The organism is Thiothrix subterranea, assembly GCF_016772315.1.
GTDB classification, from domain to species: domain Bacteria; phylum Pseudomonadota; class Gammaproteobacteria; order Thiotrichales; family Thiotrichaceae; genus Thiothrix; species Thiothrix subterranea.
In genome coordinates this window covers 2,975,413-2,992,882 of sequence record NZ_CP053482.1, presented here as the reverse complement: position 1 = coordinate 2,992,882, position 17,470 = coordinate 2,975,413, and the positions used below count along the sequence as shown (strand labels likewise).

At 46.8% G+C, this 17,470-nt stretch carries 19 protein-coding genes and 1 pseudogene; 19 read left to right on the top strand and 1 reads right to left on the bottom strand.

The genetic code is table 11. The features are described from left to right. Positions 1–31: 31 nt before the first annotated feature. The 13 genes from HMY34_RS14800 (at position 32) to HMY34_RS14740 (ending at position 9,127) form a co-directional block, all read left to right on the top strand. Entirely contained in the window at positions 32–760 is a 729-nt protein-coding gene (locus HMY34_RS14800; protein ID WP_202716220.1) for a phosphoribosyltransferase, read from the top strand. 184 nt (positions 761–944) lie between these two features. Then, a complete protein-coding gene (locus HMY34_RS14795; protein ID WP_202716219.1) occupies positions 945–1,094 on the top strand; it encodes a hypothetical protein in 150 nt (49 codons plus the stop codon). Positions 1,095–1,138: 44 nt separating this feature from the next. Next, complete coding sequence (locus tag HMY34_RS14790) at positions 1,139–1,906, top strand: type I phosphoribosyltransferase (RefSeq protein ID WP_202716218.1); 768 nt, start codon at positions 1,139–1,141, stop codon at positions 1,904–1,906. A 35-nt stretch (positions 1,907–1,941) separates the two neighbouring features. Then, a complete protein-coding gene (locus tag HMY34_RS14785) occupies positions 1,942–2,532 on the top strand; it encodes an acetyltransferase (protein ID WP_202716217.1) in 591 nt (196 codons plus the stop codon). Positions 2,533–2,609: 77 nt separating this feature from the next. Next, positions 2,610–3,188, top strand: coding sequence for a sugar transferase (locus HMY34_RS14780; RefSeq protein ID WP_202716216.1), 579 nt, complete (start codon positions 2,610–2,612; stop codon positions 3,186–3,188). 108 nt (positions 3,189–3,296) lie between these two features. Beyond that, positions 3,297–4,337 (top strand): DUF1800 domain-containing protein, encoded by a 1,041-nt coding sequence (locus HMY34_RS14775; RefSeq protein ID WP_202716215.1) that lies wholly within the window; start codon positions 3,297–3,299, stop codon positions 4,335–4,337. A gap of 255 nt (positions 4,338–4,592) precedes the next feature. Then, complete coding sequence (locus HMY34_RS14770; protein WP_202716214.1) at positions 4,593–5,765, top strand: DUF1501 domain-containing protein; 1,173 nt, start codon at positions 4,593–4,595, stop codon at positions 5,763–5,765. 198 nt (positions 5,766–5,963) lie between these two features. Next, on the top strand, positions 5,964–6,596 hold the full coding sequence (locus tag HMY34_RS14765; RefSeq protein WP_202716213.1) for a hypothetical protein: 633 nt from the start codon (positions 5,964–5,966) through the stop codon (positions 6,594–6,596). A gap of 41 nt (positions 6,597–6,637) precedes the next feature. Then, complete coding sequence (locus HMY34_RS14760) at positions 6,638–6,991, top strand: hypothetical protein (protein ID WP_202716212.1); 354 nt, start codon at positions 6,638–6,640, stop codon at positions 6,989–6,991. Positions 6,992–7,253: 262 nt separating this feature from the next. Beyond that, positions 7,254–7,475: a BrnA antitoxin family protein gene (locus tag HMY34_RS14755; protein ID WP_202716211.1), complete on the top strand. Its 222-nt coding sequence runs from the start codon at positions 7,254–7,256 to the stop codon at positions 7,473–7,475. A 7-nt stretch (positions 7,476–7,482) separates the two neighbouring features. Further along, the gene (locus HMY34_RS14750) at positions 7,483–8,076 is read left to right on the top strand and encodes a NeuD/PglB/VioB family sugar acetyltransferase (RefSeq protein WP_202716210.1); all 594 of its coding nucleotides are present in this window, start codon (positions 7,483–7,485) and stop codon (positions 8,074–8,076) included. 165 nt (positions 8,077–8,241) lie between these two features. Then, the gene (locus HMY34_RS14745; RefSeq protein WP_266096936.1) at positions 8,242–8,586 is read left to right on the top strand and encodes a sugar transferase; all 345 of its coding nucleotides are present in this window, start codon (positions 8,242–8,244) and stop codon (positions 8,584–8,586) included. 91 nt (positions 8,587–8,677) lie between these two features. Further along, the gene (locus HMY34_RS14740; protein WP_202716209.1) at positions 8,678–9,127 is read left to right on the top strand and encodes a DUF29 domain-containing protein; all 450 of its coding nucleotides are present in this window, start codon (positions 8,678–8,680) and stop codon (positions 9,125–9,127) included. Between the two features lie 30 nt (positions 9,128–9,157). Here the strand turns inward: HMY34_RS14740 and HMY34_RS20260 are convergent. Further along, positions 9,158–9,304: pseudogene (locus tag HMY34_RS20260) on the bottom strand (IS3 family transposase); the annotation flags it as partial. 260 nt (positions 9,305–9,564) lie between these two features. Between HMY34_RS20260 and HMY34_RS14730 the strand changes: the two are divergent. From HMY34_RS14730 to HMY34_RS14705, 6 genes are read left to right on the top strand one after another with little or no spacing between them, the layout of a single operon-like run. Continuing rightward, positions 9,565–11,349 carry a type I secretion system permease/ATPase gene (locus HMY34_RS14730; RefSeq protein ID WP_202716207.1) on the top strand — a complete coding sequence of 595 codons (1,785 nt, stop codon included), beginning with the start codon at positions 9,565–9,567 and terminating at the stop codon, positions 11,347–11,349. A gap of 10 nt (positions 11,350–11,359) precedes the next feature. Continuing rightward, the gene (locus HMY34_RS14725) at positions 11,360–12,763 is read left to right on the top strand and encodes an HlyD family type I secretion periplasmic adaptor subunit (protein ID WP_202716206.1); all 1,404 of its coding nucleotides are present in this window, start codon (positions 11,360–11,362) and stop codon (positions 12,761–12,763) included. After that, the gene (locus HMY34_RS14720) at positions 12,753–13,562 is read left to right on the top strand and encodes an ABC transporter permease (RefSeq protein WP_202716205.1); all 810 of its coding nucleotides are present in this window, start codon (positions 12,753–12,755) and stop codon (positions 13,560–13,562) included. The genes HMY34_RS14725 and HMY34_RS14720 overlap by 11 nt, the downstream gene beginning before the upstream one ends. Positions 13,563–13,571: 9 nt before the next feature. Further along, positions 13,572–14,777: an ABC transporter ATP-binding protein gene (locus HMY34_RS14715; RefSeq protein WP_202716204.1), complete on the top strand. Its 1,206-nt coding sequence runs from the start codon at positions 13,572–13,574 to the stop codon at positions 14,775–14,777. 49 nt (positions 14,778–14,826) lie between these two features. Next, the gene (locus tag HMY34_RS14710; RefSeq protein ID WP_202716203.1) at positions 14,827–16,446 is read left to right on the top strand and encodes a class I SAM-dependent methyltransferase; all 1,620 of its coding nucleotides are present in this window, start codon (positions 14,827–14,829) and stop codon (positions 16,444–16,446) included. Next, entirely contained in the window at positions 16,446–17,309 is an 864-nt protein-coding gene (locus tag HMY34_RS14705) for a glycosyltransferase family 4 protein (RefSeq protein WP_202716202.1), read from the top strand. The genes HMY34_RS14710 and HMY34_RS14705 overlap by 1 nt, the downstream gene beginning before the upstream one ends. Positions 17,310–17,470: the final 161 nt, after the last annotated feature.

Genomic DNA, 17,470 nt, shown 5'->3' with positions numbered 1-17,470 from the left:
TCACACGAATCAATCAGGCAGTAGTCATCGGATGATAAAGCGTTACCCTTGGGATAATTTTCCACCCATCTGGATTCATGCCAATGAATCGTCAGTCAAACAACACCCTGCCTACCGTGCAGCAAAATCTGGCGACCCTGACGCTGCTTACCAGCTAGTAAACGCTCAATTAAACTCCACTATTATTGGACAATTAGCCACTCGGTTCGCCACACACAAACCCATGCTGGTATCCGCCCATGCCGTAGAAGGCTCAGGTGTAAACGCCATACCTGAAGCACTCGCCGATATGCTTGCCCAGCAATTAGATTGGATGGCTGACACCGCCATTATTCAAACCAATATCGTTGGGCATACCGGAGCAGATGGCTTTTCCCGCTTGGCACGACAAGCAACCTTTGATGGTGACATTATCAACGGCTGCCCCTACCTGCTGGTAGATGATTTCATTGGACAAGGCGGCACATTAGCCAACTTACGCGCACATATCATACAGGGTGGTGGCACGGTATTAGGCGCAACTGTCTTGACAGGCAAGCCTCATTCCTCAAACATAACCTTAACCCTATCCACACTGGAACAACTGAGGCAAAAACATGGAAACATACTTGAACACTGGTGGCAACAACGCTTCGGCTTCGGGCTTGACTGCCTTACAGAGTCTGAAGCACGTTACCTGCTCAACACCCCGAATGTTGACCGCATCCGAAATCAAATTATTGCGGCAAGCCAAACTAGAGATTGCCCTGCGGATCAATGAATTATTGCGATTGCACAACACGCCGACCTCAAAGGCAATTTGAGCCAAACAATCCAAAAAGAACGAAAAAATCGCGTGTGAACTGACAGAAACCCAACTCCTGCAACGCCTCAGCCGCGCCTTAGGCAAACCCGCCCGCTTACTCCCCATCCCCCAAAGCTGGCTAGAAACCGCCCTAACCCTAGTGGGCAAACGCGCCATCGCCCAACGCCTCTGCGGCAACCTGCAAGTCGACATCAGCAAAACCCGCGACCTGCTCGGCTGGACACCACCCGTCAGCGTCGATGAAGCCCTGCGCCAAACCGCCCAAGCCTACCTGCAAAGCCAGCGTTAAACTGTGCTACACTCACGGCATGTTATCCACTAGCAAACAACACCATGCCTCCCACCTCAACATCACTTCGTGAATACGGCATTCCCATCAGTGCGAGCGAGCCTTTCAGCTTATTCGAGCATGACACCGATCTAAAGAAACACAATTGTTATCAATCCGCTAAAGCAGGTGATGAACAAGCTGCATTTATATTGCTCAAAGAGTTAGCACTGCCATTTCTGATTGGTATCAAAGGAAAACTGCCCAGAGACGCAATATTCGTCGCTCCCTTCGCCAGAGAGTCCGGCGGTGACAACGCCATTCCCCAAGTATTAGCCACCTTTTGCCAGTCTATTTTGGGCGGGGAGCTGGACAACGGTATAGTACAAGTAACTCGCGTATTTCATACAGGTGCTGATCCAATGGAACGGCTGACGATGCGCCCTGAATTTGAAGGCAAGGTGATGTCACAACGACCTTATGTGTTAGTGGATGATGTCACTAATATGGGCGGAACCTTAGCCGAACTCGCGAATCATATTCAACGACATAGCGGCATAGTTGCCGCTATAATAGTGTTAGTTAATGCCGGACGTTTGAAACGCCTTGCACCCGATAAAACAATCATTGGCAAACTTGAGCGGAGATACCCTAATGAAATCATCAATCTGTTCCACATCTGCCCCCACGCCCTCACTGCCAACGAAGCCCAGTATCTCATTGGTTTCAAGACGGCTGACGAAATCAGAAATCGACGCACTAAGGCAACGGAAGAAATTCATCGCCGACTACGTTCAAAGGGAATTGAGCTTGCTGCTGACAACAATGGATAAGGTAGCCTAATTCCCCGCGTCATCTGCATCGCGCTATGACACTCTACATCTACGGTGCAGGCGGACACGGCAAAGTCGTGTTTCATACCTTTATCAGCATGGGCAAAACCATCACCGCGTTTTTGGATGATAAGCTCACTCACGAACAGCGCTGCGGCTTGCCCATCCTCGCTCCTGCTGACATACAGAGTTCAGCCCCCTACACCATCCACTTCGCCATCGGCAATAACCGCATCCGCCACGCCTTGCAAACCGCATGGCAACAGCGCGGCATCAGCGCCGCAACCGCCATTCACCCTCGCGCCACCTGCTACCCAAGCACAACCATTGGCACAGGCAGTTTGCTCACCGCTGGCAGCATCACCGGCCCAGATGCCGTTATCGGTGCAGGCTGCATCCTCAACCACAACAGCGTGGTCGAACACGATACCCTCATCGGTGACTTTTGCCACATTGCCCAGTGCGCCGTGCTCGGCGGCGGAGTACGCCTCGGCACACAATGCCTCGTTGGTACAGGCGCAGTGATCCTGCCGTATCTCACCATCGGCAATCACGTCACCATCGCAGCAGGTGCAACCGTCACCCATGATTTACCCGATAACAGCACGTTTCCACCCCCAATGTGATACCCATCACAGCCATCAATTAACCCAGCTTATATAACAACAGGCAGTTTACTGCTGGGCTTAACAGGAGAATCATCATGAACTTACATCCAAGCTTCAAACGCCAATCCGATCTGGTATTAGCATTGCTGGCTACCGCCATATTGCTAATACCGGGGTTAATCGTGGCATTGCTAGTCCGCTTGACCTCACCCGGCCCTATTCTGTACTGGTCTGATCGTGTGGGTGAAAACAATCGCATCTTCAAAATGCCCAAATTCCGCAGTATGCGTACCGACACCCCCGCTGTCGCCACGCACCTGCTGAAAGACCCCAAAGCTTGCCTGACGCCGATCGGTGGTTTCCTGCGTAAAACCAGCCTTGATGAAATTCCACAACTGTGGAGCATTCTCAAAGGCGACATGAGCTTTGTCGGTCCACGCCCTGCGCTGTTCAATCAAGAGGACTTGATCGCATTACGTACCGAGCGGTCTGTGCACCGCATCCCTCCCGGTTTGACGGGTTGGGCGCAAATCAACGGGCGTGATGAATTGCCTATTCCACAAAAAGTCGCCTTGGATGCCGAATACCTGCAACGCCAATCCTTCTGGTTTGACCTGAAAATCATCTGGCTGACCGCGCTCAAAGTCATACGCAGCGAAGGTGTGACCCACTAAAGTCCTATCAAGTCTTCTGCTTCAGATAGATCATAAAAATCTATTTGTCATCCAGCCCCCAGAAGGTGCTAGACTCGACGAAGAAGATTAAACAAGGCATTTTATAAAATGAAAATTAACAGCCTATACGATGCTCGTCACTTCAGCACACGTTTACGTTTAGGTGTTGACTATACTTATGCAAGTACCCTCATCGGCAAAGACATCGCCGCATTAGCGGCGGCTCAAACTAGCGCTCCCATTAAGATACCGGAAATACCAGACATCACTTCATGGGAAGAGATACAGGCACTTCCCTCCAAAACCAAAGAACAGAAACAAGTCCGCAATCGTATACTGAGAAAAGATGCCAACACTCTCGTGGCTTGGTGGCTGAAACAGCTTCACCTCACCACACACCCGCAACGCGAACGCATGGTGTTGTTTTGGCACAATCACTTCACCTCTGAGCTACGCAAATTACGCCAGCCCCAACTCCTGTACCGTCAAAACCAGTTATTCCGCAAACACGCTTTGGATGACTTTAGCAAGTTACTACACGCCATTCACAAAGACCCCGCCATGTTGCTCTATCTGGATGGCAACAAGAGCAAAGCAGCGCAACCCAATGAAAATTTCGCCCGCGAACTGCTGGAGTTATTCACGCTAGGCGAAGGGCATTACACCGAACAAGACATTATCCAGGCTGCTCGTGCGTTCACAGGTTGGCGTTTTTTACCCAAAGAGAACGAAGTCGTTTTCCAAAAAAAGCTGCATGACACCGGCAAAAAAACCTTTTTAGGCAAAACAGGCAATTTTGATGCTACCGACATCATCAACATCCTGTTAGACACCCCCAGAACCGCCGACTTTATCGCCGAAAAATTCTGGCACGAGTTCATCAACCCCGGCCCCCCCCACAAAGGCATTATCGCAGAATGGGGAAAAACCTTCCGGGAAAGCGGCTACCAAATCTCCGCACTCCTTGCCCGTGTCATCCAAAGCGATGTTTTTTGGGCGCAAGAAAACCGTGCCACACTGATCAAATCCCCCGTTGAATTCACCATTGGATTATTACGCGAGTTGCAACTGGATGAGTTTTCCGCGTATCCCAAACTCGCCCGCATCAACAAACAACTAGGGCAGGAATTATTCTCCCCCCTGATGTAAAAGGTTGGCGCGGCGGCAATGCTTGGCTGGATAACACCACACTGGTTTTACGTCACGACTTTATCGACAATATCGCCACTGAATATGAAGAAAAGTTACTCCAACCCACCAGCCTGGTGAGCAAACTGAATCAGTCGCGTGAACTTGCCGAATGGCTCTTGCCCTATTTTCCGAGCAAACCAGGTATCGCCAAACAAACAACCGATGAGCAATTCCTAGCTTTGCTTAAAGACCCGGTTTACCAATTGAGGTAGCATGATGGATCGTAGAACCTTTCTCCAGTTAAGCGGGCTTGTCGGTTGCGGACTGTTTACCCCACGATTATGGGCAGAAACACCCAAGTCAGCCACACAAGCCACCAAAACCCTGATACTGGTCGAGTTGAAAGGCGGTAACGATGGCTTGAACACCCTGATTCCGTATGCCGATGAGTTGTATTACCAACATCGCCCTAAGCTGGCTATCCCACAAAAAGAAATCATCACCCTCGATAAAAAAGTCGGAATGCACCCTGCTCTCACCCCGCTACAACCATTGTGGGAAGCCGGAGACATGGCATGGATTCAAGGTGTGGGTTATGCCAACCCCATACGCTCCCATTTCCGTGCAATGGATATTTGGGATAGCGCCAACACCGAAGACACTGAAGTCAGCACAGGCTGGGTAGCCAAAACGCTCACCACGGAAGGTTTAAAAGGGGTCGCAGTCGATTGTTCTCTTGGCCCCTTATACAGTAGCGATCTTTCCACCATCGGTTTAGTCAACCCCAAACAATTCGCCCGTTTGGGTAAAAAGCTAGAAGGAATCAAAGCAGAGAGCGCTATCAACCCCGCATTACAGCACGTATTGGAAGTGCAAAACAGCGTCGATACACTTGCTCAGCGCTTTCTCAGCAAAATTAACACCGCACCCGCGCCAACAATAGCCTTCCCAACCCACCGCTTCGGCAAAAGTCTGGAATCGGTTTATGGCTTGATGAGTGCCGGACTCAATATACCCACCTATAAAGTATCGCTGACTGGGTTTGACACCCATGCCAACCAACGGCCCCGTCATGCCAATCTGCTCAAGACATTGGCTGAAAGCCTCACGATTTTGGTTGATAATTTGAAAGCCAGCCATCAATGGGATAATACCCTGATCATGACCTATTCCGAGTTCGGGCGGCGCTTGCAAGAAAATGCTAGTGGTGGCACTGATCATGGCACCGCAGCCCCACAATTGATGTTGGGCGGAACAGTCAAAGGTGGGTTTTACGGCACTTATCAAGCCCTGGATCAATTAGATGATCGGGGAGACCCTGTTTTCACCACGGATTTTCGCGGCATTTATAGCACTATTGCCCAGCAATGGTGGCAATTATCGCCCACGACGCAATCGGAAAACAGTCAGCCAAACCTGCATCTGTTCAATCAACCTAAGACTTAAACGCAGCAATGACACGCTCGATAATTCAAAAATTTTCAGCATTTTTCAGCTAAACCAAATCAATGTGATGATCATCACAGAAAATAGCAAGACCCAGTGATATAAAAATAACTAATTGGCATGGATGCTATGTCAATGGTTATCCACTTAATGCAAGTTAGCGTTACTTAATTGATTAATCTAAGGGGTACAGGGTAAATGCAGCGCAATACACGTTTTTTAGTCACTGCACTCGTTGTTAGCACGGCTTTCAGTTACTACCTGTTTGCATCCCCTAGCTTATGGGATTCTGCACCTGCTGGATCGCCATCACATCAATTGTACGATACCACCGCTCCTCTGACAGTCCAAGCCATAGAGCCGGATACGACGGCGGTGAGCGCAGAACGCATAAGTCTACCCACACCCGATAAAATCAATGCACCAGCGCCAATAAACCCAACAGAAATGGCGATAGATCATGACTTTAACGTAGTATCAGCCGAGGTCTTAGCATTAGAACAACAATACCGCGAAGGCAAACTGCCAATAAGCGCATCCGATGAAGTTGATTTCTCCCCCGATGCGGCTGTCACACCAGAGGTCGCCGAGCTTGAAAGGCAATACCGCGCAGGGGAAATACCAATACTCACAATTGATGACATCGACACCACGCCTAATGCTCCGGTTACACCGGAAACCGCCGAACTCGAAAGACAATACCGCGCGGGGGAAACGCCACGCTATTCACTTGATGAGATTGATTTCTCCCCAGACGCTGCCATCACTCCCGAAGTCGCGGAACTCGAAGCGCAATATCGCCAACGAGAAACCGGACAACGCGGGGAATAACCCTCGAATATTTACCAACCACGCAAATTCAGGAAACCAACATGAAACCTAAATTCTTCACAATATTGCTTACCACCATCGTAGTAATGGCGACCAGTCAAGCTAATGCATTAACATTTCAAAAAACAGGAAAGATCACTCGAATATTATCAGATTCAAGCAAATTCGGAGGCTGTATGGTGCAACTCGATGTATCAATCGGTAACACTTGCCCGACCACTCCTTGGGTATCCTTAGATTGCAAGGCAGTTACTACTCCTGCGGGTGATGGCAATCGCCATTATGCCAGCGCATTATTAGCTGCATCATTAAATAAACAAGTGACAATTTACATTGATAATACCAAAAAGATTAACGCCTACTGCGTAGGTACGCGCATTGACACCATATTTTAAGCAACCAAACAACAACCAAACAACCCTAAGCAAAGGAATCCACAACCAAATGCATACTTGCTGTGGATTCCTTTGCAAACCGTCTCCAGCCTGCAATCACGGAAACGCCCCAGCGCCCAACGCCTCTGCGGCAACCTGTAAGTCGACATCAGCAAAACCCGCGACTTGCGCAGCGGTATTCTCCGTCAGCGTCGATGTAGCCCTATGCTGAACGGCTCAAGCTTGACGCTTCTGAACAAGCAGCTTATTGGAGCAACCGACCATGAGAGAACATTACGACTTCACCACTATGCAGGGGAAACGCAACCCCTACATCAAACATTTAAAACAACCGGTCACCATCCGCTTGGATAACGATGCCGTGGAATACTTCAAAGCCATGACCGAAGAAACCGGCATCCCCTACCAAACACTCATTAACCTCTATTTGCGGGATTGTGTCACCCAGCACCGTAAACTGGATTTGTCATGGAAAACCACCTGAAGCCATCATGACTCACTGCTACATCTACGGTGCAGGCGGACACGGCAAAGTCGTGTTTCACACCCTTGCCAGCATGGGCAAAACCATCACCGCGTTTTTGGATGATAAGCTCACTCACGAACAGCGCTGCGGCTTGCCCATCCTCACTCCCGCTGACATACAGGATTCAGCCACCTACACCATCCACTTCGCCATCGGCAATAACCGCATCCGCCACGCCTTGCAAACCGCATGGCAACAGCGCGATATCAGCGCCGCAACCGCCGTTCACCCCCGTGCCACCTGCTACCCAAGCACAACCATTGGCACGGGCAATTTTCTCACCGCTGGCAGCATCACCGACCCTGATGCCGTTATCGGTGCAGGCTGCATCCTCAACCACAACAGCGTGGTCGAACACGATACCCTCATCGGTGACTTTTGCCACATCGCCCAATGTGCCGTCATCGGTGGCGGAGTACGCCTCTGCACACAGTGCCTCGTTGGTGCAGGTGCGGTGATTTTGCCCTATATCACCATCGGCAATCACGTCACCATCGCAGCGGGGGCAACCGTCACCCATGACTTACCCGATAACAGCACATTTCCACTTCCCATGTGATACCCATCACAACCATCAATTAACCCAGCTTATATAATGACAGTCAGTTTATTGCTGGGCTTAACAGGGGAATCATTATGAACTTACATCCAAGCTTCAAACGCCAATCCGATCTGGCATTAGCACTGCCTGGCTACCGCTGTGTTGCTAATACCGGGGCTAATCGTGGCATTGCTAGTCCGCCTCACCTCGCCCGGCCCTGTTCTGTACTGGTCGGATCGTGTGGGTGAAAACAACCGTATCTTCAAAATGCCTAAATTCCGCAGTATGCGTACTGATACCCCGGCTGTAGCAACACACTTACTGAAAGACCCCAAGGCTTGCCTGACCCCGATCGGCGGTTTCCTGCGTAAAACCAGCCTTGATGAAATCCCACAACTGTGGAGCATCCTCAAAGGCGACATGAGCTTTGTCGGCCCACGCCCTGCCCTGTTCAATCAAGATGACTTGATCGCCTTACGTACTGAGCGGTCTGTGCACCGCATCCCCCCCGAAGGGGTGACTCACTAATTTTAGCGGTAGCGCTTAATCATTTACTCGCAGATGATGTTTCGTGGGGTATATAATCGTAACATCGGCAACACTCACAGGTATCACCACCATGAACCAAGCCACCTACGACCAAGACCTCTACACATGGTCATTACAACAATCACAACTCCTGCGCGAACGTAAATTTGACCAAGTGGACTGGGAACACATCATCGAGGAAATCGAAGACATGAGTAAATCCGAAAAGCGTGTCCTACAATCCTTTTTGGAAACCCTGCTCATGCACCTGCTCAAATGGCAGTACCAACCTGCTTATCAAGGAAATAGTTGGAAATTTACCATTATCGAACAACGCGAACGCATCCTTGAGCATTTACAGGAAAATCCGGGGCTAAAAAGCAAACTACCTGAATTAATAATCAGGGCTTATAGCTATGCTGTAAAAGGTGCAATGCGTGAAACAGGTTTGCCTATCAGTCATTTCCCCGAAAACTGCCCGTGGACATATGAAACCTTTATGGATGAGACATTCTGGCCAGAATCAGGCATTACCCCATAACATTGATCTGACCCCCCAAAACCCGACACCTCAAGATGCGAGCGCTTGAGCCTCAAAGTCCACAGGGCTGAGATAGCCGAGTGTACTATACAGGCGGTTACGGTTGTAACGTGTTTAGATATATTCAAACACGGTTTGCCGCATGTTTCCGCGCGTGTCGAAGCGTTCACCGTGAATGGTGCTGCGGGAGATTTCCAACAAGCAACACAGAGCTTTCAGGTTGAACTGCTGGCTATGGTTCTGGATGAATGCGTACTTCACTTGATTTGCCTCGCGAAGTACGCACTGGCTTTTTTTAAAATGCATAACGCTATTACACAGTTTATCCACCCCCAACTTTATGTGACATTTGTCACACAAAAGCAGGCTTTGACCTTGCTGAATAGCCCTCCATTGCGTTAATTTTACCACTCAAATTTTTATCGGGTGAATAATATATGAATGCGAAAAGCAGAAGGGTCAATGACGACAAGTCAGAACTGAAGGGGGTTTTGGATAGCTTTCGCGGAAGCTTTCTTTATGTAGGTTTTTTCAGTCTTTTCATTAACCTACTCATGCTTGTCCCGCCGTTTTACATGTTGCAAGTATACGATCGTGTCATGGCGAGCCGCAGCCTAGAAACCTTGCTAATGATTACGTTAATCGTGGTTTGGCTATTCATTACAATGGGGTTACTGGAATATGCGCGATCACGGATGCTGGTCAGAATTGGTTCGCAACTGGATGATCGCTTAAATTCTCGCCTGTATAGCGCCATGACTAAAATGGCGCTTCGTCAGCCGGGTCGGGCATCTTCGCAACCACTGAATGATCTGACAAGTATGCGTCAGTTTATGACAGGAAATGGCCCCTTCGCCTTTTTTGATGCACCTTGGATTCCAATTTACTTTGCTATTCTATTTGTATTTCACCCGATGTTCGGTGTTTTCGCTCTATTTGCGGCGGCTATTTTGATTGGACTCGCCATCATGAATGAGGTTTCTACCCGCGATCTCATGAAAGATGCTAATAACCGAAATATTCAATCCACCAGTGCGATGAGTGCGCAGTTACGCAATGCCGAAGTATTACACGCCATGGGCATGGAATCTGCCATGCGTGAACATTGGTTGCGTCAACATTTAGCTTTTTTACAAGCACAATCCGATGCTTCTGACAAAGCAGGCATTTGGATGAACTTTAGTAAAACCTTGCGCATCATGTTTCAATCATTAATGCTGGGTTTAGGCGGATACCTAGCCATCAATAATGAAATTACTGCCGGTATGATCATTGCTGGCTCTATCCTGATGGGGCGTGCTTTAGGCCCGATTGACCAAATGATTGGCGCATGGAAACAATTTAATTCAGCTCGCATGGCTTATGCACGCCTAGAAGAGTTGCTGCAAGGCATCCCTGATAACGATCGCAGAATGTCTTTGCCAGCGCCTAAAGGCGATTTACGGGTTGAATCCGTCACCCTTATTCCTCCCGGTTCACAGCAACCCATTTTGAGAAGTGTTAGCTTTGACATCGCACCTGGAGATGCCTTATTGGTATTGGGGCCTAGTGCTTCTGGAAAATCGTCACTGCTACGTGCCTTACTCGGCATCTGGCCATTAGCCGCAGGCAAAGTCCGATTAGATGGTGCTGAAATTGGGCATTGGAATCGTGATGAACTTGGCTCTCATATTGGCTATTTACCCCAAGACGTTGAACTTTTTGAGGGTACGATTGCCCAAAATATTGCGCGATTTAACAAAATAGAATCAGAGAAAGTCATGGATGCTGCTCGTATGGCGGGTGTTGATGAAATGATCCGTCGCTTGCCAGAGGGTTATGACACCCTGATCGGTCCTGGTGGAGCAACCCTCTCTGGTGGGCAGCGGCAACGGGTCGGGTTAGCACGAGCCATTTACGGCAAACCTAGCGTCGTGATTTTAGATGAACCCAATGCAAGCCTGGATGATGCAGGGGAATTAGCCTTAGTCAATGCGTGTAAACAACTCAAGTCACAAGGCACAACGCTAATTCTAGTGACACATCGCCGTAGTATTTTAGAAATAGCTGACAAGGTACTGTTGTTGGTAGAAGGACAAGTACGCTTATTTGGGGAACGCGACAACGTATTGCAGCAATTAGCCGCACAAAATCAACAAGCAGTCGCTGCTGCTCAAGCACGTTCACAACAACAACCTAGAGTAGCTGTTGTGTCATCCATTACAGCCGGAAGTAAGGGTTAAGGTAATTATCATGAGTAGTTCAGTCGCACTAGGGAACGTTATACAAGAAGGTACATTGATTGCTGCGGAAGGTAGCTCAAGCAGTATCACACTAAAAAAAGATGATGGCCCTTACCGTATCTTTGGGATAGCGGTATTGGTATTGATGTTCGGCGCTTTCTTTTTATGGTCAGCCTTTGCTCCGTTGGATCAAGCAGTGGTCAGCATGGGACGCACTGTCGTGGCTTCGCAAAATAAAGTCGTACAACACATGGACGGCGGCATCGTCAATAAAATTCACGTGCGTGATGGGGACATCGTAACCGCTGGCACGGTTTTATTGGAATTAGATGATGTTCAATTAAAAGCACAATTAGACAGCACCGAAGGGCAGTTATGGGAAGTCGAGGCGAGTTTAGAACGTTTACGAGCAGAACGCGACGGCGTTCCGTTGCAGTGGACGACGGCACACCTGAAGACCATACCGACTGACATTATCAAAACCCAAGAAAAATTGTTTGAAGCACGGCAACAAGCCCAAGTTTCGGGTCAAAATGCACTCAAACAACGTCAACCGCAAGCACAAGAGCAAATCATCGGTTTGCAACAGCAAATCGCCGGCTTAGAGGCACGCTTTGACACCTTAGTAAAAAGACGCAATTCTTTGGATCAAGACATAGGGCGCTTACAAGGTTTATTTAATCAGCGCCTAATTTCCGACATTGAACTGCGCGAAAAAGAACGTGAGTCCACTCAACTGGAAGGCGATATGGCATCAACAAAAGCCGAAGTTGCACGCTCAAAAGCTGAAATTGCGCGAATTCGGGAAGGTATGACCGAAACAGGGCATCAAGTCGTCTTGAACCGCGAAGAATACCTAAAAGAAGTCAGCACCCAACTCAGTGAATTACAAGCTCGCCGTACACAACTGCATTCACAACAAGTCGCTGTTCTTGATAAATTAGCACGCATCGTGATCAAAGCGCCGGTAGATGGGAAAGTCAAAGGTTTTGAAGTTGTCACCGTAGGTGCTGTACTGCAAGCTGGCGCACCTATTATGGAAATAGTCCCGAATGGACAGGATTTCAAGATTATCGCTGAAGTCGAGCCTGCACACATTGATGTCATTTCTCCGGGGTTGGATGCCGAAATACGCTTATCGGTATTCGATAATGCTCGTTATTTCCCCGTGATCTATGCTAAGGTAGAGGACGTTTCAGCCGACACCTTAACCGATCCAAGCACTAAAATGTCTTACTACAAAACTTCTTTATCGCTAAAACCTGAAAGTTTATCGTTGTTGGATAAAGAGCAATTGGAATTGGTTTCTGGAATGCCAGTTGAAGTAATGATTCTTACCGGAGAACGCACCCTATTGGATTATTTACTGAAACCCTTCACCGATATGTTGGCACGTAGCTTTAATGAAGCTTGATATTTCAATAGAACGTAAAGAATATTGGAAACAGCAGGGTATTAAAATCCTGCTGTTTGCCAAGTGGGAACTACGTGATCAATTTCGCAATCGTTTATTGGGTGGCTCATGGCTATTTTTACAACCATTAAGTTATATACTTATTTTTACATTAGTTTTTTCACACCTAATGAACGCCCGTCTGCAACAATTTGACTCACCTTACGCTTATAGCATTTACCTGATCAGTGGTATTTTATTGTGGAATTTAATGGCGGGAATTTTACAACGCCTAACAAATATATACGCTGAAAAAGCAAGTTTAATTAAAAAAGTCCCCATAAGCTTGGTATTAATGCCACTCTATGTTCCACTTGTTGAATTAGTCATATTTTTAATTGCTGGTACTTTTTTCGGGATATTTTTAATATCTATACATTACAGCCCTACACTTTATTGGTTGTGGCTGCCTGTCATTGTATTATTAAGTGTATTTTTTACCTATAACTTAGGTTTGATTTTAGGAATTTTATCTGTATTCATGCCTGATTTGAGGAATTTTATTAGCATCCTATTACAATTAGCATTTTGGATGACACCTATTGTTTATGTGGATTCTATTCTTCCTACTTGGGTTGCAGAATGGCTGATGTTTAATCCATTTTATTGGAGCGTCAGCAATATGCATAAAATTATATTACACGGACAAGCTCCCGATTTAGCTTTATTAGTACTACTATTCAGCACGGGTGTCATTATGGCGTTTTTTGCTCGTCACTTGCAAAAACGCTTGGAAAAGGATGTCCGTGATTTATTGTGAGGAATAAATTTGCAGCTATTAGCTATCCGAGGATTAAAAAAATCTTTTTCACTGTATCACTCGCCATTAGACCGTCTCAAAGAGCGCTTATTAGGTGGGCTGCGACATCGTGATTATTGTGCCGTTAACAATATCGACCTAACCTTATCGGCTGGAGAATCGTTAGCTTTAATTGGTCAAAATGGTGCAGGCAAATCAACATTATTAAAACTTATCACCGGCGTATTGTTACCTGATGCAGGTGTTATTGAACGCCAAGGTAGAGTCACTGGGCTGTTGGAATTAGGCACAGGTTTCGACCATGAACTCTCCGGTATGGACAATATCAGTGTAAATGCCCGATTACTAGGCATGAGTGCTGCTGAAATTGAAATGCGCCGAGCCACCATTGTCGAATTTGCCGAACTGGGTGATTACATTCATGAGCCTATGCGCACGTATTCCTCAGGAATGTTGATGCGCCTAGGGTTCGCGATTGCTATTCATGCAGACCCATCCTGCTTTGTAGTGGACGAGGCGCTATCCGTGGGAGATGCCCGCTTCCAACAAAAGTGCTTACGCAAAATCCGCGCTTTTCAAGCTCAAGGTGGAAGTTTGCTGTTTGTATCGCACGATTTGACTTCGGTTAAGTTATTGTGTAACCGTGCCATCGTATTAGACAAAGGTCAAAAAGTGTTCGAGGGAACACCTGAAGCTGCCGTCAATTACTATTATCAAGTTATTGCTCGCTTAGAAGCCACAGAAAATGCCAGCACGCCAACCGATAAAACCGGATACGGTCTTAAAAATGTTCAAATGACTTCGGCATGGTTACACAATGGAATTGTCAAAACAGAGTCATTCAGTGCCGGAGAACAAGCGTACTTGTGTATCCAAGTCATCGCGCAACAGGAAATTGAAGATTTGGAATTAGGGATTCTTATTAGAGACCGCTTTGGGCAAGATATTTTTGGTACTAATACTGCGTTACTGGAACATGAATTACCCCTAAATTTTCCAGCAGGGCAACAAACCCAGCTAGAACTAAGTTTTCCCATGAATTTAGGTATTGGCAAATACACTGTGACGTTGGCATTACACAAAGACATGGATCACTTGGAACATTGTGAACATTGGTGGGATAATGCGTTAGAATTTGAAGTAGCGGGCTTTCATACCCCAATATTTTCGGGGTTAACATACCTGCCGCTTACCTTGAAACAAACGCTACAGTGATTAATAGCACACGTATCTGCATAAGTTTTAGTGAGAAACCCCAGAAAGTATGAACGATCAAGAATTAAATGCAACTTTCAAGTCGATTATTGAGCGAGTGCGCCAAACGGCTACTGGAGTTGCGAGCGAACTTGCCACCAATAACACTGCATCAGCAGCATTCAGCATAAACCCGAAAAATCGTGTGCCAGTAAGTAGACACTTGCGGATGCAACAGGTACATGTTTATGAATTGTTGGCTGGCGACGATACGGATTTTATGAATAAAGTTTATCATTACCTATTGCAACGTGAGGTTGATGACAGTGGCAAATATAACTATCTCAGCCGTCTCAAGTACAAGGAAAGTCGTCATCTTATTATTCATGAATTGCAACATTCTGCGGAAGGTCAAGCTCAACGTGTACAAGTAGTCGGTTTAGGTTTAATCCGTTATGTCCTGAAAGTTTATAGTAGGCTTCAAACATTAAATTTAGGTAAGCTATCAGTTTTACCCAAACTTTTAAGTAAAATCATAAAAAAATCCTTATATATTTACGAAAAAAAATATTTGTTCAAGACATCTGTTTTTTTATTGACTGATTCTAACCGCGAAATAACAAACGATTTAATAACTAGCACACAAGATAAATTAGAACAGCGCTTTGACGAAAATGAAGGTATTGTTCAACAACTGAATGATACGGTTATATCCTATCAAACAGTATTACTGAATTATCATCATGAACTTGAAACACTGAAGCAGCAGTTACATCAACAAACAATAGAACACCAACAATTCCACCAAAATATTGCAGAGCATATCACGCAACAACTCGGTCGTACTGATCGCTTACAAACAGAAATTATAGCACAACATCAGCGCATCAGCTTGGCGCGGCAAGATGCTTTATACCAACAATACCATTTGCGGCATTTGTTAGCGGATATAAAAGGGGAAATACATACCCTGACACCCAGTGATGCCGCCCGTCATTTAGATGAGTACATGGATGCTTATTACCTCGCTTTTGAAGATGCTAATCGAGGTACACTAGCAGAAATTCGCCAAAAACTTGCTATTTATATTCCTTATGTTTTTGAATTCAAACAACAATCAAGCACCTTACCCGTACTTGATCTTGGGTGTGGGCGGGGTGAGTGGTTAGCCTTGCTAAGGGATAATGCCATTGCTGCTTATGGCGTGGATATGAATGGCGTCATGGTAACGTTGGGGCAAGAATCGGGATTAGATGTACGACATGCTGACGGTCTCACCCACCTTCAACAGTTGCCAGATGCATCGTTATCTGCCATCACCAGTTTTCATGTTATTGAACATTTGCCATTTGCAACGTTGTTCAATGTGTTAATGGAAATTAATCGTGTCTTAATTCCCGGTGGATTATTAATTTTTGAAACACCCAATCCAGAAAATGTGCTGGTAGGCTCACATACCTTTTACCACGACTTCACGCATCGCAACCCGATTACCCCGACTGCACTGACTTTCTTACTGACTTACCATAATTTTCAGGCTATTCAAACCCTGCGCCTACACCCCTACCCGGAAGCCGCTAAAGTACCGGGTGATGATCCATTAACAGCGCGTGTTAATGGGCATTTATGTGGTCCGCAGGATTTTGCACTTATTGCACATAAAAGTGCCGCCATTGGGGATTTAGAATAATGCGGATATTATTAACCGCGAATATTGCCCCTTTCCTACAAGGTGGTGCTGACTACCATATCAATGGCTTGTACAACGCACTAAAGCAATTTGGATTTGAGACGGAATTGATTCGTTTTCCGTTTAAATTTCATCCTGAAACGGATATACAACATCTCATGGCTTATTGTGCAGGGCTAGATTTAAATCAAGCCAACGGCATCAGTATTGACCGCGTGATTAGCTTGCAATTTCCGGGATACGGTATTCAACACCAAGATCATTGGGTATGGCTGATGCATCAACACCGGGCAGTCTACGAGTTGTTTGATCCCCTTACTGCTAATCCGGCACACCAGCAACTCCGTGAAACAATTGTTCCCTATGACAATGACGCACTGGGAAAAGCTCGAAAAGTATTTGCCAACTCACAACGGGTAGCGGATCGCTTGATGCAATTCAATCAAATCACCAGCCAAGCGTTGTATCACCCACCCAGTTACGTGGAATATTTCCGATGTGAAGAAGCATTACCTTACGTGTTTTTCCCCAGTCGCCTTGAGTCCCTCAAACGCCAAGATTTATTGATTAAAGCAGCACAATTCTTACAAACTCCCGTGAAAATTGTACTGGCGGGTATCGGTGGTCAATACACGCATTATCAGCAACTGGTTGCAGCATGTGGTGTGGCTGAACAAGTCGTATTGCTAGGGCATATTACCGAGGCAGAAAAAATTGCCTTTTATGCTCATGCCTTGGCGGTATGTTTCGTGCCTTACGACGAAGACTATGGTTACGTAACCTTAGAGGCCATGTTATCCGCCAAACCAGTGATTACGGTAACGGATGCTGGGGGCCACTTGAATTTGTTACCCACGGTCTGAATGGTTGGATTTGTGAACCTGAGCCGCAAGCCATTGCCGCCGCCATTGATGAAGCGTTTACGCAACCACACCTCAGTCGCGAAAAAGGACGTGCTGGACGCGCCTTGTATACAGAACTGGGTATTTCTTGGTCTAATGTAGTTGAGAAACTAACAGCCGAG

Bases quoted from the DNA above. Each gene is read 5' to 3' on its own strand.
- HMY34_RS14800 (WP_202716220.1), top strand. From the start codon at position 32: ATGATAAAGCGTTACCCTTGGGATAATTTTCCACCCATCTGGATTCAT.
- HMY34_RS14790 (WP_202716218.1), top strand. From the start codon at position 1,139: ATGCCTCCCACCTCAACATCACTTCGTGAATACGGCATTCCCATCAGT.
- HMY34_RS14785 (WP_202716217.1), top strand. From the start codon at position 1,942: ATGACACTCTACATCTACGGTGCAGGCGGACACGGCAAAGTCGTGTTT.
- HMY34_RS14780 (WP_202716216.1), top strand. From the start codon at position 2,610: ATGAACTTACATCCAAGCTTCAAACGCCAATCCGATCTGGTATTAGCA.
- HMY34_RS14775 (WP_202716215.1), top strand. From the start codon at position 3,297: ATGAAAATTAACAGCCTATACGATGCTCGTCACTTCAGCACACGTTTA.
- HMY34_RS14770 (WP_202716214.1), top strand. From the start codon at position 4,593: ATGATGGATCGTAGAACCTTTCTCCAGTTAAGCGGGCTTGTCGGTTGC.
- HMY34_RS14765 (WP_202716213.1), top strand. From the start codon at position 5,964: ATGCAGCGCAATACACGTTTTTTAGTCACTGCACTCGTTGTTAGCACG.
- HMY34_RS14760 (WP_202716212.1), top strand. From the start codon at position 6,638: ATGAAACCTAAATTCTTCACAATATTGCTTACCACCATCGTAGTAATG.
- HMY34_RS14755 (WP_202716211.1), top strand. From the start codon at position 7,254: ATGAGAGAACATTACGACTTCACCACTATGCAGGGGAAACGCAACCCC.
- HMY34_RS14750 (WP_202716210.1), top strand. From the start codon at position 7,483: ATGACTCACTGCTACATCTACGGTGCAGGCGGACACGGCAAAGTCGTG.
- HMY34_RS14740 (WP_202716209.1), top strand. From the start codon at position 8,678: ATGAACCAAGCCACCTACGACCAAGACCTCTACACATGGTCATTACAA.
- HMY34_RS14730 (WP_202716207.1), top strand. From the start codon at position 9,565: ATGAATGCGAAAAGCAGAAGGGTCAATGACGACAAGTCAGAACTGAAG.
- HMY34_RS14725 (WP_202716206.1), top strand. From the start codon at position 11,360: ATGAGTAGTTCAGTCGCACTAGGGAACGTTATACAAGAAGGTACATTG.
- HMY34_RS14720 (WP_202716205.1), top strand. From the start codon at position 12,753: ATGAAGCTTGATATTTCAATAGAACGTAAAGAATATTGGAAACAGCAG.
- HMY34_RS14710 (WP_202716203.1), top strand. From the start codon at position 14,827: ATGAACGATCAAGAATTAAATGCAACTTTCAAGTCGATTATTGAGCGA.
- HMY34_RS14705 (WP_202716202.1), top strand. From the start codon at position 16,446: ATGCGGATATTATTAACCGCGAATATTGCCCCTTTCCTACAAGGTGGT.